This is a genomic window from Bacillus paramycoides, from assembly GCF_038971285.1.
Classification (GTDB): domain Bacteria; phylum Bacillota; class Bacilli; order Bacillales; family Bacillaceae_G; genus Bacillus_A.
In genome coordinates this window covers 292501-310000 of sequence record NZ_CP152427.1, presented here as the reverse complement: position 1 = coordinate 310000, position 17500 = coordinate 292501, and the positions used below count along the sequence as shown (strand labels likewise).

General features: G+C 40.0%; 10 protein-coding genes and 5 rRNA genes (2 of these 15 running past the window's edge). 9 read left to right on the top strand and 6 right to left on the bottom strand.

The window, feature by feature from the left end; genetic code table 11:
* The 3 genes in view from AAG068_RS01720 to uppP are tightly spaced (at most 17 nt apart) and all read left to right on the top strand, a layout consistent with a single transcriptional unit that may run on beyond the window.
* A protein-coding gene (locus tag AAG068_RS01720; RefSeq protein ID WP_342716730.1) for an ABC transporter ATP-binding protein crosses the window boundary here: on the top strand, positions 1–895 show its 3' portion. The gene continues 35 nt to the left of window position 1, outside the view; 895 of the gene's 930 nt are visible here — the last part of the coding sequence; its start codon lies beyond the left edge, outside the window; the stop codon is at positions 893–895.
* On the top strand, positions 888–1625 hold the full coding sequence (locus AAG068_RS01715; protein ID WP_342716728.1) for an ABC transporter permease: 738 nt from the start codon (positions 888–890) through the stop codon (positions 1623–1625). The genes AAG068_RS01720 and AAG068_RS01715 overlap by 8 nt, the downstream gene beginning before the upstream one ends.
* 17 nt (positions 1626–1642) lie before the next feature.
* Positions 1643–2440, top strand: coding sequence for an undecaprenyl-diphosphate phosphatase UppP (uppP, locus tag AAG068_RS01710; protein WP_048526411.1), 798 nt, complete (start codon positions 1643–1645; stop codon positions 2438–2440).
* Positions 2441–2681: 241 nt separating this feature from the next.
* Here the strand turns inward: uppP and rrf (AAG068_RS01705) are convergent.
* The 3 genes from rrf (AAG068_RS01705) to AAG068_RS01695 form a co-directional block, all read right to left on the bottom strand.
* Positions 2682–2797: ribosomal RNA gene (gene rrf / locus AAG068_RS01705) — 5S ribosomal RNA — on the bottom strand.
* Between the two features lie 50 nt (positions 2798–2847).
* Positions 2848–5769 (bottom strand): 23S ribosomal RNA (locus AAG068_RS01700).
* A gap of 146 nt (positions 5770–5915) precedes the next feature.
* Positions 5916–7467 (bottom strand): 16S ribosomal RNA (locus AAG068_RS01695).
* The 16S, 23S and 5S rRNA genes sit together here, the layout of an rRNA operon.
* A 500-nt stretch (positions 7468–7967) precedes the next feature.
* On the opposite strand from AAG068_RS01695, the gene AAG068_RS01690 reads away from it, so the two are divergent.
* Together AAG068_RS01690 and AAG068_RS01685 are read left to right on the top strand one after the other, a co-directional pair.
* On the top strand, positions 7968–9899 hold the full coding sequence (locus AAG068_RS01690; RefSeq protein ID WP_342716725.1) for a glycosyltransferase: 1932 nt from the start codon (positions 7968–7970) through the stop codon (positions 9897–9899).
* A 66-nt stretch (positions 9900–9965) separates the two neighbouring features.
* The gene (locus AAG068_RS01685; protein WP_342716723.1) at positions 9966–10742 is read left to right on the top strand and encodes a class I SAM-dependent methyltransferase; all 777 of its coding nucleotides are present in this window, start codon (positions 9966–9968) and stop codon (positions 10740–10742) included.
* A gap of 192 nt (positions 10743–10934) precedes the next feature.
* Here the strand turns inward: AAG068_RS01685 and AAG068_RS01680 are convergent, their stop codons facing one another.
* A complete protein-coding gene (locus AAG068_RS01680; protein ID WP_342719698.1) occupies positions 10935–11879 on the bottom strand; it encodes an NAD-dependent epimerase/dehydratase family protein in 945 nt (314 codons plus the stop codon).
* Positions 11880–12149: 270 nt separating this feature from the next.
* On the opposite strand from AAG068_RS01680, the gene AAG068_RS01675 reads away from it, so the two are divergent.
* The 4 genes from AAG068_RS01675 to AAG068_RS01660 all read left to right on the top strand — a co-directional run bounded on the left by AAG068_RS01675 (position 12150) and on the right by AAG068_RS01660 (position 16078).
* Positions 12150–12944, top strand: a complete 795-nt coding sequence (locus AAG068_RS01675) for a sulfotransferase family 2 domain-containing protein (protein ID WP_342716721.1) — start codon at positions 12150–12152, stop codon at positions 12942–12944.
* A 202-nt stretch (positions 12945–13146) separates the two neighbouring features.
* Entirely contained in the window at positions 13147–13863 is a 717-nt protein-coding gene (locus tag AAG068_RS01670; RefSeq protein WP_342716719.1) for a class I SAM-dependent methyltransferase, read from the top strand.
* A 33-nt stretch (positions 13864–13896) separates the two neighbouring features.
* Positions 13897–14769 (top strand): class I SAM-dependent methyltransferase, encoded by an 873-nt coding sequence (locus tag AAG068_RS01665; protein ID WP_342716717.1) that lies wholly within the window; start codon positions 13897–13899, stop codon positions 14767–14769.
* Positions 14770–15001: 232 nt separating this feature from the next.
* The gene (locus AAG068_RS01660) at positions 15002–16078 is read left to right on the top strand and encodes a glycosyltransferase WbsX family protein (RefSeq protein ID WP_342716715.1); all 1077 of its coding nucleotides are present in this window, start codon (positions 15002–15004) and stop codon (positions 16076–16078) included.
* 14 nt (positions 16079–16092) lie between these two features.
* Here the strand turns inward: AAG068_RS01660 and rrf (AAG068_RS01655) are convergent.
* Positions 16093–16208 (bottom strand): 5S ribosomal RNA (gene rrf / locus AAG068_RS01655).
* Between the two features lie 48 nt (positions 16209–16256).
* Positions 16257–17500: ribosomal RNA gene (locus AAG068_RS01650) — 23S ribosomal RNA — on the bottom strand; it runs 1678 nt beyond the window's last position.

The window sequence follows — 17500 nt, the reverse complement described above, 5'->3', positions numbered from 1 at the left end:
TCTTACTAAAGCATACGGCACACAAAAATCGGTAGATAATCTAAATATTAACGTTCAACAAGGAGAAATTTACGGATTCATAGGACGTAACGGTGCAGGTAAAACTACAACCATTCGTATGTTACTCAGCCTTATAAAGCCTACAAGTGGAAATATTGAAATATTCGGAGAGAACTTATTTCAAAACCAAAAAGATATTTTAAGAAGAATTGGTTCTATCGTTGAGGTGCCAGGGTTTTATGAAAACTTAACTGCAAAAGAAAACTTATTAGTTAATGCAAAGATAATTGGAATTCATAAAAAGAATGCTATTGAAGAAGCATTAGAGATAGTAGGATTGCAGCAAGAAACAAAAAAATTAGTTGGGAAGTATTCTTTAGGGATGAAGCAGCGCCTAGGGATTGCACGTGCCCTTCTCCATTATCCCGAATTACTCATACTAGATGAACCAACTAATGGGCTGGACCCTATTGGTATTAAAGAAATGCGAAAACTTATTAAATCTTTAGCACAGGAAAGAAATATAACGATACTTATTTCCAGTCACATATTAGCTGAAGTAGAGCAATTAGTTGATCGTATGGGAATTATTCATGAAGGAAGGTTACTAGAAGAAGTTTCTCTTGATACACTGCGCAAAACAAACCGTAAGTACATAGAATTTCAGGTGAATAATGACAATAAGGCTGTGATGCTATTAGAAAATCATTTTCAAATTTTTGATTACGAAGTTCATGATGAAGGAAATATTCGTATTTATTCTCATTTCGGACAACAAGGGCGCATAAACAGAACATTAGTTCTGAATGATATTGAAGTATTAAAAATGATGATGAGCGAAGATAGATTAGAAGATTATTTCACTAAACTAGTCGGGGGTGGAACGATTGGTTAATCTACTCTATACAGAACTATTAAAACTAAAACGCTCTAATATGTTTTTAATTAGCATTATTGGTGCTGGTGTCGCACCTTTCTTAGTTGTAGTAGCTTCTTATATACATATAAAAACCAAACAGCCAACTCCAACAATTTGGTTTCATCAATTATTTACTGATGTTAACTTATATACTACTTTAGTAATAGGCTTTCCCTTATATGGAGTAGTAATTGCTTATATGTTTACCCGTGAATATACAGAAGATACACTAATGAATTTATTAACTATCCCCGTGTCGCGTATTAGCTTTATTATAAGTAAGTTCATCATTCTTTTTCTTTGGATCGTGATGCTAACTTTAGTCGCTTGGACACTCACTTTAATATTAGGGGTATTGGGGAGCTTCCCTGGTTTTAACACCGATTTAATTTTAGGTTCTTTCCTAAAATTTTCAATTTGTGGTGTACTTCTCTTTCTATTGTCTTCACCTATAGTGCTATTAACCCTTGTAATGAAGAGCTATGTACCGCCTATTATATTAACAGTCATTATTACAATGACTAATCTTATGCTCGTAAACTCCAAACATAAAGATTTATTTCCGTGGACCGCTACTTTAGATATCGCAAATAATGAATTACAACCCACATATCCACCAGAGTATTCTTATATCATCATTGCAGCAACGACGATCTTCGGATTTATTGCAACACTATTCTATTTTAAAAGAGTAGATATCCATTAATTTATAGGAGTGAAACTATGAGCGATATCATTATTGCCTTCATACTTGGTATCGTAGAGGGGCTAGCTGAATTTTTACCTATCTCCTCTACTGGCCACCTTATATTAGTCGGGCATTTATTAGGCTTTGAAGGAGAAAGAGCGAAAACGTTTGAAATTGTTATACAGCTAGGGGCAATTTTAGCTATTGCAATTTTATATCATAAACGCCTCGTTTCTTTATGTAATATTAAACCTCTTCTGCGGAAAGAAAAAAAATTTAACGTATTCCATGTATTTCTTGGCGTATTTCCAGCAGTAGTTGCTGGTTTATTACTACACGATGTTATTAAAACTTACTTATTTCAGCCCTACACTGTCGTAATCGGACTTGTGGCAGGGGCCATTCTGATGATCTTTGCAGAAGTAAAAAAGAAAGAGGCAACCGCCTATTCACTGGATGATTTAACATACCGTCAAGCATTAACAATTGGATTATTCCAATGCTTAGCCGTATATCCTGGTTTTTCTAGAGCTGGCTCTACTATTTCTGGGGGGCTATTAGCAAAAGTAAATTATAAAACTGCATCTGAGTTCTCTTTTCTAATTGCTCTTCCTGTAATGGTTGGTGCTACAGGCTTAGACTTATTAAAAAGCTGGAAGTATTTAAGTGTAAATGATATTCCTATGTTTGTCGTAGGATTCATTACCTCTTTTATAGTAGCAATGCTAGCGGTAGTAACTTTTCTGAAGCTTTTAGAGAAGATAGGTTTAAAACCTTTTGCATACTATCGTATTTTACTAGCTATTTTATTTACACTTTTCGTATTGCTCTAAGTTCATATAAGTCACAAATTATTAAACCGATATTCAAGTTAGAATATCGGTTTTTTATCTATTTCACTACTAGTATGACTTACTTCTGACATGGCAGGAATAATCACCATTAATACTCCAAATTACCGTACGACACAGCTCAAAAATTAAACATCCCTTGGATATCACCTTTCTGTGTATAAAATGTTTATGCTTTATTAAACACGAAAAAACACAAGTCAAAAGACTTGTGTTTTTAGTTGCTTGGCGACGTCCTACTCTCACAGGGACAAGGTCCCAACTACCATCGGCGCTAGAGAGCTTAACTTCCGTGTTCGGTATGGGAACGGGTGTGACCTCTCTGCCATCATCACCAAACTATTGAAGGCATATTCCTTCAAAACTAGATAACATTTGCTACATATTATATGGTTAAGTCCTCGATCTATTAGTATTCGTCAGCTCCACATGTCACCATGCTTCCACCTCGAACCTATCAACCTGATCATCTTTCAGGGATCTTACTAGCTTACGCTATGGGAAATCTCATCTTGAGGGGGGCTTCATGCTTAGATGCTTTCAGCACTTATCCCTTCCGCACATAGCTACCCAGCTATGCCCTTGGCAGAACAACTGGTACACCAGCGGTGCGTCCATCCCGGTCCTCTCGTACTAAGGACAGCTCCTCTCAAATTTCCTACGCCCACGACGGATAGGGACCGAACTGTCTCACGACGTTCTGAACCCAGCTCGCGTACCGCTTTAATGGGCGAACAGCCCAACCCTTGGGACCGACTACAGCCCCAGGATGCGATGAGCCGACATCGAGGTGCCAAACCTCCCCGTCGATGTGGACTCTTGGGGGAGATAAGCCTGTTATCCCCGGGGTAGCTTTTATCCGTTGAGCGATGGCCCTTCCATGCGGAACCACCGGATCACTAAGCCCGACTTTCGTCCCTGCTCGACTTGTAGGTCTCGCAGTCAAGCTCCCTTATGCCTTTGCACTCTACGAATGATTTCCAACCATTCTGAGGGAACCTTTGGGCGCCTCCGTTACACTTTAGGAGGCGACCGCCCCAGTCAAACTGCCCACCTGACACTGTCTCCCGGGTCGATAAGACCCGTAGGTTAGAATTTCAATACAGTCAGGGCGGTATCCCACCAGCGCCTCCACCGAAGCTAGCGCTCCGGTTTCAAAGGCTCCCGCCTATCCTGTACAAACTGTACCAAAATTCAATATCAGGCTACAGTAAAGCTCCACGGGGTCTTTCCGTCCTGTCGCGGGTAACCTGCATCTTCACAGGTACTATAATTTCACCGAGTCTCTGGTTGAGACAGTGCCCAAATCGTTACACCTTTCGTGCGGGTCGGAACTTACCCGACAAGGAATTTCGCTACCTTAGGACCGTTATAGTTACGGCCGCCGTTTACTGGGGCTTCAGTTCAGAGCTTCGCTTACGCTAACCCCTCTCCTTAACCTTCCAGCACCGGGCAGGTGTCACCCCCTATACTTCGCCTTACGGCTTCGCAGAGAGCTGTGTTTTTGCTAAACAGTCGCTTGGGCCTATTCACTGCGGCTTTCCGTTAAGAAAGCACCCCTTCTCCCGAAGTTACGGGGTCATTTTGCCGAGTTCCTTAACCAGAGTTCTCTCGCACACCTTAGGATTCTCTCCTCGCCTACCTGTGTCGGTTTGCGGTACAGGCACCTTTTATCTCGCTAGAAGCTTTTCTTGGCAGCGGGGAATCAAAGACTTCGCTCCATAAGGAGCTTCCCCATCACAGCTCAGCCTTCACGATAAGCGGATTTGCCTACTTATCAGCCTAACTGCTTGGACGTGCACAACCAATCGCACGCTTCTTCTATCCTTCTGCGTCCCTCCATTGCTCAAACGATAAAGAGGTGGTACAGGAATATCAACCTGTTGTCCATCGCCTACGCCTGTCGGCCTCGGCTTAGGTCCTGACTAACCCTGAGCGGACGAGCCTTCCTCAGGAAACCTTAGGCATTCGGTGGACGGGATTCTCACCCGTCTTTCGCTACTCATACCGGCATTCTCACTTCTAAGCACTCCACCAGTCCTTACGGTCTGACTTCACTGTCCTTAGAACGCTCCCCTACCACTGATACCATCGGTATCAATCCGCAGCTTCGGTGGTGTATTTAGCCCCGGTACATTTTCGGCGCAGAGTCACTCGACTAGTGAGCTATTACGCACTCTTTAAATGGTGGCTGCTTCTAAGCCAACATCCTAGTTGTCTAAGCAACTCCACATCCTTTTCCACTTAATACACACTTTGGGACCTTAGCTGGCGGTCTGGGCTGTTTCCCTTTTGACTACGGATCTTATCACTCGCAGTCTGACTCCTAAGGATAAGTCATTGGCATTCGGAGTTTGACTGAATTCGGTAATCCGATGAGGACCCCTAGTCCAATCAGTGCTCTACCTCCAAGACTCTTACACTTAAGGCTAGCCCTAAAGCTATTTCGGGGAGAACCAGCTATCTCCAGGTTCGATTGGAATTTCTCCGCTACCCACACCTCATCCCCGCACTTTTCAACGTGCGTGGGTTCGGGCCTCCATTCAGTGTTACCTGAACTTCACCCTGGACATGGGTAGATCACCTGGTTTCGGGTCTACGACCACGTACTAAACGCCCTATTCAGACTCGCTTTCGCTGCGGCTCCGCCTCTTCAGCTTAACCTCGCACGGGATCGTAACTCGCCGGTTCATTCTACAAAAGGCACGCCATCACCCGTTAACGGGCTCTGACTATTTGTAGGCACACGGTTTCAGGATCTCTTTCACTCCCCTTCCGGGGTGCTTTTCACCTTTCCCTCACGGTACTGGTTCACTATCGATCACTAGGGAGTATTTAGCCTTGGGAGATGGTCCTCCCAGATTCCGACGGAATTTCACGTGTTCCGCCGTACTCAGGATACATTCAAGAGAGAACGAAGTTTCGACTACGGGGTTGTTACCCTCTACGACGGACCTTTCCAGGTCGCTTCGTCTACCTCGTTCCTTTGTAACTCCGTATAGAATGTCCTACAACCCCAAGAGGCAAGCCTCTTGGTTTGGGCTATGTTCCGTTTCGCTCGCCGCTACTCAGGAAATCGCATTTGCTTTCTCTTCCTCCAGGTACTTAGATGTTTCAGTTCCCTGGGTCTGTCTTCCTTACCCTATGTATTCAGGTAAGGATACCATACCATTACGTATGGTGGGTTTCCCCATTCGGAAATCTTCGGATCAAAGCTTACTTACAGCTCCCCGAAGCATATCGGCGTTAGTCCCGTCCTTCATCGACTCCTAGTGTCAAGGCATCCACCGTGCGCCCTTTCTAACTTAACCAAACTAAAAATTAAAAAATATGAGCTACACTGTTATCTAGTTTTCAAAGAACATACATTTATATATGAGAGATAGTTCTCTCAAAACTGAACAAAACGAAACACGGAAACTTATATTGATGAACAGCGTTCATCAATTCTCCATAGAAAGGAGGTGATCCAGCCGCACCTTCCGATACGGCTACCTTGTTACGACTTCACCCCAATCATCTGTCCCACCTTAGGCGGCTGGCTCCAAAAAGGTTACCCCACCGACTTCGGGTGTTACAAACTCTCGTGGTGTGACGGGCGGTGTGTACAAGGCCCGGGAACGTATTCACCGCGGCATGCTGATCCGCGATTACTAGCGATTCCAGCTTCATGTAGGCGAGTTGCAGCCTACAATCCGAACTGAGAACGGTTTTATGAGATTAGCTCCACCTCGCGGTCTTGCAGCTCTTTGTACCGTCCATTGTAGCACGTGTGTAGCCCAGGTCATAAGGGGCATGATGATTTGACGTCATCCCCACCTTCCTCCGGTTTGTCACCGGCAGTCACCTTAGAGTGCCCAACTAAATGATGGCAACTAAGATCAAGGGTTGCGCTCGTTGCGGGACTTAACCCAACATCTCACGACACGAGCTGACGACAACCATGCACCACCTGTCACTCTGCTCCCGAAGGAGAAGCCCTATCTCTAGGGTTGTCAGAGGATGTCAAGACCTGGTAAGGTTCTTCGCGTTGCTTCGAATTAAACCACATGCTCCACCGCTTGTGCGGGCCCCCGTCAATTCCTTTGAGTTTCAGCCTTGCGGCCGTACTCCCCAGGCGGAGTGCTTAATGCGTTAACTTCAGCACTAAAGGGCGGAAACCCTCTAACACTTAGCACTCATCGTTTACGGCGTGGACTACCAGGGTATCTAATCCTGTTTGCTCCCCACGCTTTCGCGCCTCAGTGTCAGTTACAGACCAGAAAGTCGCCTTCGCCACTGGTGTTCCTCCATATCTCTACGCATTTCACCGCTACACATGGAATTCCACTTTCCTCTTCTGCACTCAAGTCTCCCAGTTTCCAATGACCCTCCACGGTTGAGCCGTGGGCTTTCACATCAGACTTAAGAAACCACCTGCGCGCGCTTTACGCCCAATAATTCCGGATAACGCTTGCCACCTACGTATTACCGCGGCTGCTGGCACGTAGTTAGCCGTGGCTTTCTGGTTAGGTACCGTCAAGGTGCCAGCTTATTCAACTAGCACTTGTTCTTCCCTAACAACAGAGTTTTACGACCCGAAAGCCTTCATCACTCACGCGGCGTTGCTCCGTCAGACTTTCGTCCATTGCGGAAGATTCCCTACTGCTGCCTCCCGTAGGAGTCTGGGCCGTGTCTCAGTCCCAGTGTGGCCGATCACCCTCTCAGGTCGGCTACGCATCGTTGCCTTGGTGAGCCGTTACCTCACCAACTAGCTAATGCGACGCGGGTCCATCCATAAGTGACAGCCGAAGCCGCCTTTCAATTTCGAACCATGTGGTTCAAAATATTATCCGGTATTAGCCCCGGTTTCCCGGAGTTATCCCAGTCTTATGGGCAGGTTACCCACGTGTTACTCACCCGTCCGCCGCTAACTTCATAAGAGCAAGCTCTTAATCCATTCGCTCGACTTGCATGTATTAGGCACGCCGCCAGCGTTCATCCTGAGCCAGGATCAAACTCTCCAATAAAGTTAGTTTGTCTAGCATCTAAAATAAAAATTGACGTTTCACGTTGTTTGTTTCGTTCAGTTTTCAAAGAACTACTTGGTCGCTCATTTGCGACTTCCTTATGTTAACATTTTCATCTTTCAATGTCAACTAAGTTTTTTATTTCGTTTGTCGCTTTCGATGTTAATGTCATCGGCGACTTGTTCTATATTACACCTCCATACTCTAATCGTCAATACCTTTTATTCTTTTTATTTTATAAATTATAAAATGTATTCTCCGTCTCTAGTGATTCATAAACTGATACAGTCACTTTCAGAATCAACACCCTATACTTTCTTACCACTTATACCTTTCTAAAGAATGAATATCAAGCCAAACAAATATATATTAAAAGTAGCATTTTTTATTGCGAGTACATTCCGGCGATATTCACAATTATCTTCTACTACTTCTCTCTAGGAATTATAAGTACGCCATACATTTACTAAAAACCTAATTAACCTAGGAGGCGTTATGAAATGCATGTTAATAAGAAGATCATTTATGTATCCCATGATGCCCATTTCCACGGAGCGCAACTGCTTTCTTTACATACTATCAAAGCTCTTAAAGAAAACTTTAACTACTCTGTCGCAATTATTTCTATCGGAACGGGCATTTTAATCCAAGATTTTCAAAAGTATGGTCCTGTTTATTGCCTAGAGGAAAACTACCCAACGGAAGAAAAGGTCGAATTATTAATAAAGAAGTTATTATTACAAGACTATACCATCGCCATATGTAGTACCGTCATAAGTGGTGATATAGTTGCATTACTAGCCAAACACAATATAAAGGTTATTTCATTAATACATGAATTGCCGCATTTAATACAACAGTACTCTGCCGAGGGAAAAGCTAGAAACATTGCCGAGTTTGCTTACAAAATTGTCTTCCCTTCACAGTACGTTTATGAAAAATTCCGTACAATCACCCAATTAGATCATCAAAAATGCCACATTCTCCCTCAAGGCTTGTTTAACCACAATCCTTATAAGAACAACATTGCAAAAGCTAGAAGCGAATTACGAAAAAAACACAACCTGCCTCTAGATAGCAAAATCATTTTAGGAGTAGGTTTCGCTGATCATCGAAAAGGAATAGATTTATTCTCACTTATCGCTTACTCAGTAAGAAAGATTCATACGAATATTCATTTTATCTGGGTTGGGAAAACAGATGTTCATTTTTTAAATACACTATCCCCTAGGTATACAGCACATTTCACATTAGTGGACCCAACTCCAGATATCGGTTTATATAACGCCGGGGCTGATTTATATTTATTAACTTCAAGAGAAGACCCTTTTCCCAACGTTGTTTTAGAGGCATTAGATACAAAAGTCCCTGTTATAGGGTTTAAAAACGCTGGAGGTTTTGAAGATGTTGTTACAGAACAAACTGGCGCATTAGTAGACTATTTAAACTTACCAATGATGCTGGAAAGAATATATGAATTTATTGGAGATGAAGAGTTACGATTACAAAAAGGGAGCTTTGGCCAAGAACTTATTGAAAAAGATTTCAACTTCCTTCATTACATTTATCAATTGTTAAACCTGCTTGATCATAATTACAAAAAAATAAGCGTAATCATACCGAACTATAATTACGAAAAATACTTACCTGACCGAGTTAAATCCATCTTAAACCAAACCTATCCCCTTTACGAACTAATTTTCCTAGACGATGCTTCTACTGACAATAGTGTATCTATATTTGAACAGCTGCTCTCAAACGAAAATAAACCCCACCTAAAAGTTCAACAAATTATTAACGATACAAACTCTGGTTCTGTATTTAAACAATGGATAAAAGGTGTCTCTGCAGCAACTGGTGATTACATTTGGATTGCAGAGGCTGATGACTTATGTGATCAGACATTTTTAGAAGAAGTAATACAAGGATTTCATATAAATAGTGAGGTTACCTTAAGCTACACACAATCAAAACAAATAGATGAACAAGGAAATATCCTGGCCAATCATTATTTGGATTACACAAATGATATTGATAAAGAGAAATGGCGGCGTCCTTATTTCCGAAAAGGGATAGATGAAATACAAGATACGTTACTTATCAAAAACACCATACCTAATGTCTCAAGTGTAGTTTTTAAAAACAGAGACATAAAAACAACAGCAAAACAATTAGAAAAGTTTAAAGTAGCTGGTGATTGGTTTTTCTATGTTTCTATCCTTAAAGAAGGGGACATTTATTTCAATCCAAAGCCACTAAACTATCATAGACGACATACAAATAGTGTAACGAGAATAGAAGATTCATATTCCCACTACAGTGAAGTTGTACAAATACAAAATTTCATTAAAGAAACCTTTACTATCGACGACATTTCAAAAAAGAAAATGTACACATATAGAAAGTACCTTAAAGCATATTTGAAGATTTAATTATACACTTTCCTCACCATTAGTATCTCTTGTAAGACGTTACTATCATTTAAGGAGGGTTACTCTTTGAAAGAATTTATAGAGGCAAATAAAGATTTGATTTCCCAAATGGCACACAACTACAATGTAAATGCAAGTATTCATCCAGAGGATCATATCTTTCAATTCCTTGTCACGAATCCAGTCTTTCCATCTAAAAAAGAAGCGATAGATTATTATTTTAAAGATGGAAGAAAATCAGCAGAAACACTCTTAGATTTAATTACTTCCTTTTATCCTTCTGTAAACAATCCAATTCAATTATTAGAATTCGCATCCGGATATGGCTGCGTAACACGTCATTTATTAAATCAGCAAACGAACTTAAGTATAACTACTTGTGATATACACGAAGAGGCTATTACTTTTATTGAAAGCACATTAAATACTTCATCTATCTTATCTCACCCTGAACCAGAACAAGTAAAATTAGCCTCGTCTACGTATGATATCGTTTTTTGTCTATCCTTTTTTTCTCATATGCCCGATACAACTTGGTTTCGTTGGCTTCAAACATTGTATAACGCTGTTTCCCCTGGCGGATTATTCATTTTCACAACTCATGGATATCAAAGTAAAAAGTACTTCGGCTTTCCTGATTTAAATGAACAGGGCTATTGGTTTCTTCCCTCTAGCGAACAACTGGATTTAGATGTTCATGAATACGGGCAAACGATCGTTAGCCCCTCTTACGTATGTGACAAAATTAAATTATTATCTTATAACCCGATTATCAAAAAATACACTGAAGGTTTTTGGTGGGAACATCAAGACCTTTGGGTAATAAAAAAAGAAATAAAGTGAAACTTTAATCAGTGGGGGTTTTCTTCATCCCCCACTGATTATTAGTTGAACCAATCGGACTTTTATAGGCAGTTGATCCCCCACCTAACTTCTTTGCTTTCGCTGAATTTTGAGGTGGGGGTTTTACTGCCCATTAAAGCGGGATAAAATAATAAACCACGCTCTACTTATACAGAAGTAGGGCATGGCTTATTATTTTTTACTATATAAGAACTCTTCAATCCATAGCTTATTTAATCTAATTCCACTTTTGAAATCTACTTTCGGTTCCCAATTACATTCTCGCCTTACTCTATCTATATTTAAAATAATTTTTTGAACATTTTCTTGCTTTTGTTTATAGCAGATAAAATCCACTTTTCTTTCCGTTAATTTCTCCAGTTCTACTATAATTCGTTTTAAAGAGAGACCCTTGCCGCTCCCTATGTTATATACACAAGATTTCAAGCGATTTAATTGTGATAGTTGTATAGTGATCTCCACTAAATCATCGATATAAATATAATCTCGAATAATCTCTTGTGGATTCCCATATATATTAATCTTTTCATTACTGAGATGCTGATACAAAAAACAATTTATTGCCCCAACTTTCTTTAACGGGTTTTGATATTTTCCATACGGATTAGAATATCTACATACAACATAGTCAATTCCATATTTTCTCTTATAAAAGTACAAATAATTTTCAAGCGACACTTTTGTTATTCCATAAGGAGAAAGTGGTTTTAATGGATGTTCCTCATCAATAGGTAAATATTCAGGCTCACCATAAACTGTGCCTCCAGAAGATGCTAATACAATTTTTTTAATAGGGAAATTTTTAACGCTTTCCATGAAGTTAAGAAAATAAAAGCTACTGTTTATATCTCCGAAAACATCTTCAATTGAAGTTGCTACATTAGACGTTGCAGCTAAGTAAATAATAATATCTACATTCACTAAAGCTTTATATATATCTTCAACATTAGCTAAATCACCTTTAATAAACTCAACCTCACTTATAATATTTTGAGGGAAATTATTTATATGTCTGGAAAATACTTTTACATTTTGACCTTGTTTCAATAAACCTAATGCGAGGTTAATACCAATGAAACTATTTCCACCTACTATTAAATAATTATTCTTCCTCATAGTATCCTCTCTAGTAATAAGATTTTGGCTTATCACACCTAGAAATACAAAGAAATGAACTTGGTCACTTCTATTATTCATTCTCTTATAATTGTATGCCCTTTATAAATTTTCATTATCTTTATTTTATATTTTCCTTTTAGAATCACTACCCTATTTAAGTCGTCCGAAAAAAACACTCATAATATTTACTCATTCCTATGAATATATTGGATTAGTAAAGGCTTCCCCTTTCCATAAATAAAACTTTCAAAAAGGAGCATTACATGTATGAAGAATGTAAATCAAGAGCTTTTAAATCATGTAATTCTACATAAAGATCGAATCCCACATTTCCATAAAGACTTTCCACTTATACTATTCTGGAGCCATAGAAGCGGATGCACTACTTTAGCTAATTGGTTCTTTTTTCAAATTGGATTATTTACTGAAGCAAAGAAATACCATGACTTTATTCATTACTATGAATTCTGGGTATATAAAAACAACACCAACTACATACCAGAGTTACAAAATGAGCTTCTAACAGCAAAAAAAGATGTTTGTAAACTTGTGCGAAATCCCTATACAAGGGCCGTCAGCTCATTTTTATTACTTGCTGACAATCCATATGCTAGCCCTCAATGGGAAAGTATCCGCCATTATTTGTATAATGACAAATATAGTAACCGAGGTATATCATTTAAACAATTTTTATATTACGTTCGAGCATTAGGTCCCAATTCTCTAGCAATGGACATACATTTTAGTCAGCAATACGTTCCAGGCGAAGAAAACTTCATCCAATACTATATTCCTGTAGAAGATTTTAATACACAAATCATCAAAATAGAATATACGTACGATTTAGTTAAATCTAATTTAGCGCTACTTACAAATTCAAATCATCATCGCGCTCATAAAATGCTTTATACAGGAAGCTATGCAGAGCTCAGCATTACGGATGCCGCCTTCCCTCGCTTTCCAACATATGAAAGCTTTTATGATGAAGAAACAATGGCGTTAGTTACAGAAATATATGCACAAGACTTTGAAATGTATCCGTACACGAAAGGGATATTTTAAATCGATACATTCTTCGATGAATAAAAGCGAATGTATCGCATAGCATAAAGTGAAACTTTAATTAGCGTGGGGTTCTCCCCTGCTAATAATCCCCTTCTACCAATTTTATTTTTATAGATTCCCTAAATTTCACCCACTCTCTTTGAGTTCACTGGTTATTGACGCATGTGCCATATGCATTTTTACACAGGAGTGATGTCATGTGGAAGGTAATTTGAAACATAATAACGGATATTGCGTTATTTGTGAGAAGGAAGCTACATTTATAGAGCATAACGATTGGCTTAGAGATCACTACTTATGTTCTACATGCCAATCTATACCAAGACAGCGAGCTTTAATTCATGTTTTAAATACATTTTTTCCAAAATGGGGTTCCTATCATATTCATGAATCCTCTCCTGGAGGGATTACAACTCAACTACTAATAAAAAAATGCAAAAACTATACATACTCTCAATACTTTAAAAACTATCCCCTCGGCCAATACTTTCAAGGGATTAGATGCGAGAACTTAGAAAACATGACTTTCCAAAATGAATCTTTTGATTTGTTCATTACTCAAGATGTCTTTGAACATGTAATGGAACCAAATAAAGCCTTTAAAGAAATAGAGCGTGTATTAAAGCCTGGCGGTACTCATGTGTTTACTGTCCCTTGGTACCATACACTCCCAAAGACTTTGCAAAGAGCAAGAAACAATAAAGAAGGAATTGAGTATATGGAAGAGCCGATTTATCATGGAAATCCTATTGATGAGAAGGGGGCTTTAGTAACATTTGATTGGGGCCAAGATATGATTGAATATATTTATACACATGCAAATATGTATACAATTGTTTATTTACAAAAGGATAGATCACTAGGATTAGATGCTGAATTTCTACATGTTTTTATTAGTAAAAAAACACGAACATAATTTTTAGGCACTATATAATTTGGAGGTCAACAAATGAATAACTTTAAGTTAGGAAATGATTTTGATAACCTTGTTAGTCCTCTTTCTGACGTTGAACTTCTAAATCTATTTATACAAAGTTGCTCACAAACAAAGATAAATGGTATCCCAGTACCTATGTTCCCCCCCGAAGAAATTCAACAACAGTTTGTAGGAGCTTCCTATGAACATGCTCTTTATGAAGCATATTTGTTTTATAGCCATGTAAAAACATATGCCCAAAATTTAGGCGTTCCCTTGAATAAAGAACGTAAAATTTTAGACTTTGGTTGCGGATGGGGAAGAATTATACGCTTTTTTTTCAAAGATGTTCGCGATAAAAATTTACTTGGTATTGATGTAGATCCCGCAATGATTAACATTTGCAATGAAACGTTAGGAAGAGGAATATATAAAACAGCCAATCCACAACCTCCTGTAGAATTTATTAGTGACAATTCATTAGACATCATATTCGCTTATTCTGTATTCTCACATTTATCCGAAGAAACTGCAGAACATTGGATAAAAGAATTTTCAAGAATTCTTCGTCCAGGTGGCATCTTCATCGCCACAACACAAGCACGCTATTTTCTCGATTACTGTCAACAATTTAAGGAACACCCTGAATTCATTCAAACGGGTTGGCATAAAACTTTATCACAAGCTTTTCCAGATATAAATCGGGCCATCTCGGATTATGAAAGCGGTAATTTTGTCCACAGTCCTACAGGAGCGGGAGATGTTAGAAATAGTAGCTTCTACGGAGAAACCGTTATACCTAGAACTTACATTAAAAATCACTATGAGAAGTATTTAAAGCTACGGGACTTTTTTGATGACGCAAGCCGATTACCCCAAGCCCTATTTGTTCTCCAAAAAGATTAACCCTTTTCGTACATGGTAATGCGCATAATTTTATAATGAAAATCACTTTTCATCTCAGCCATATATTAAATCATCTAAGATTCCTCTATTGAGCAAACTGTAAAAACGAATTCAATATGAAGCACAACAAAATAGTAAGTAAATAACCTATCTAGCGCTTTAAACTCGATTCAAAAAATCAAAAGTAACTTCCCACCACTTTGAACTATAAAGAACATAAGGAGGATATATCTTGAAAATAATTGCTTTTTACTTACCGCAGTTTCATCAAATAAAAGAAAATGACAAATGGTGGGGAAAAGGTTTTACTGAATGGACAAATACTAAAAGTGCAAGACCTTTATTTGCAGGACATTATCAACCTAGAGAACCTTATCAAGATTTTTATTATGACTTAACGGACCCATCCGTAAGAAAATGGCAAGCAAAAATTGCCAAAGCACACGGCATATATGGTTTTTGTTATTACCATTACTGGTTTAAAGGAAAAAGGCTATTGGAGACACCCTTTAATGAAGTACTTAAGACGGGCGAACCAGATTTTCCATTTTGCCTTTCTTGGGCAAATGAACCGTGGACAAAAACTTGGGATGGTCTTGATAGTCACATATTAATGCCTCAAAATTATGGAGAGGTATCGGATTGGAAAGAACACTTTGACTATTTATTACAGGCTTTCCAAGATGAAAGATATATTCGTATAGATGATAAACCACTATTCATTATTTATCGTCCTGGGCATATCCCTGACTGTGAGCAAATGCTTAATTACTGGAATATACTCGCACAAGAAAATGGTTTAAAAGGTATATACTTTGTAGAAACATTAAACAGCTTCCCACTTCCTAATATACATGGATTCGATGCTAGCATTCAATTCGAGCCTTTTTATACAATTGCTCATGATAGCTCTTCAGACATAAATAAGACAATATATGAGTCTGGTAAACAAATAAATGCTTGGGATTATGATAAAGTTTGGATGTATATATTAAAACGATCTCCTTCAAAGAAAAAAACATTTCCCGGTGCCTTTGTTGACTGGGACAACACAGCACGCCGCAAAGACTTAAATAGCAGCATCTTCCTCGGTTCTACTCCTGAGAAGTTCACGATATATTTAAGTAAGCAAATCCATCGTACCTATTCTCTTTACAACAGCGAGTTTTTATTTATTAATGCGTGGAATGAATGGGCAGAAGGTACTTACTTAGAACCAGATAAAAAGCATGGATTCGCCTATTTAGAAGGAGTTAAACAGGCAATTAAGAGAGGTATGAAAGCATACAAAAAAGACGAGTCATTCTGACTCGTCTTACAGTTGCTTGGCGACGTCCTACTCTCACAGGGACAAGGTCCCAACTACCATCGGCGCTAGAGAGCTTAACTTCCGTGTTCGGTATGGGAACGGGTGTGACCTCTCTGCCATCATCACCAAACTATGAAGGCATATTCCTTCAAAACTAGATAACATTGCTTCATATTATATGGTTAAGTCCTCGATCTATTAGTATTCGTCAGCTCCACATGTCACCATGCTTCCACCTCGAACCTATCAACCTGATCATCTTTCAGGGATCTTACTAGCTTACGCTATGGGAAATCTCATCTTGAGGGGGGCTTCATGCTTAGATGCTTTCAGCACTTATCCCTTCCGCACATAGCTACCCAGCTATGCCCTTGGCAGAACAACTGGTACACCAGCGGTGCGTCCATCCCGGTCCTCTCGTACTAAGGACAGCTCCTCTCAAATTTCCTACGCCCACGACGGATAGGGACCGAACTGTCTCACGACGTTCTGAACCCAGCTCGCGTACCGCTTTAATGGGCGAACAGCCCAACCCTTGGGACCGACTACAGCCCCAGGATGCGATGAGCCGACATCGAGGTGCCAAACCTCCCCGTCGATGTGGACTCTTGGGGGAGATAAGCCTGTTATCCCCGGGGTAGCTTTTATCCGTTGAGCGATGGCCCTTCCATGCGGAACCACCGGATCACTAAGCCCGACTTTCGTCCCTGCTCGACTTGTAGGTCTCGCAGTCAAGCTCCCTTATGCCTTTGCACTCTACGAATGATTTCCAACCATTCTGAGGGAACCTTTGGGCGCCTCCGTTACACTTTAGGAGGCGACCGCCCCAGTCAAACTGCCCACCTGACACTGTCTCCCGGGTCGATAAGACCCGTAGGTTAGAATTTCAATACAGTCAGGGCGGTATCCCACCAGCGCCTCCACCGAAGCTAGCGCTCCGGTTTCAAAGGCTCCCGCCTATCCTGTACAAACTGTACCAAAATTCAATATCAGGCTACAGTAAAGCTCCACGGGGTCTTTCCGTCCTGTCGCGGGTAACCTGCATCTTCACAGGTACTATAATTTCACCGAGTCTCTGGTTGAGACAGTGCCCAAATCGTTACACCTTTCGTGCGGGTCGGAACTTACCCGACAAGGAATTTCGCTACCTTAGGACCGTTATAGTTACGGCCGCCGTTTACTGGGGCTTCAGTTCAGAGCTTCGCTTACGCTAACCCCTCTCCTTAACCTTCCAGCACCGGGCAGGTGTCACCCCCTATACTTCGCCTTACGGCTTCGCAGAGAGCTGTGTTTTTGCTAAACAGTCGCTTGGGCCTATTCACTGCGGCTTTCCGTTAAGAAAGCACCCCTTCTCCCGAAGTTACGGGGTCATTTTGCCGAGTTCCTTAACCAGAGTTCTCTCGCACACCTTAGGATTCTCTC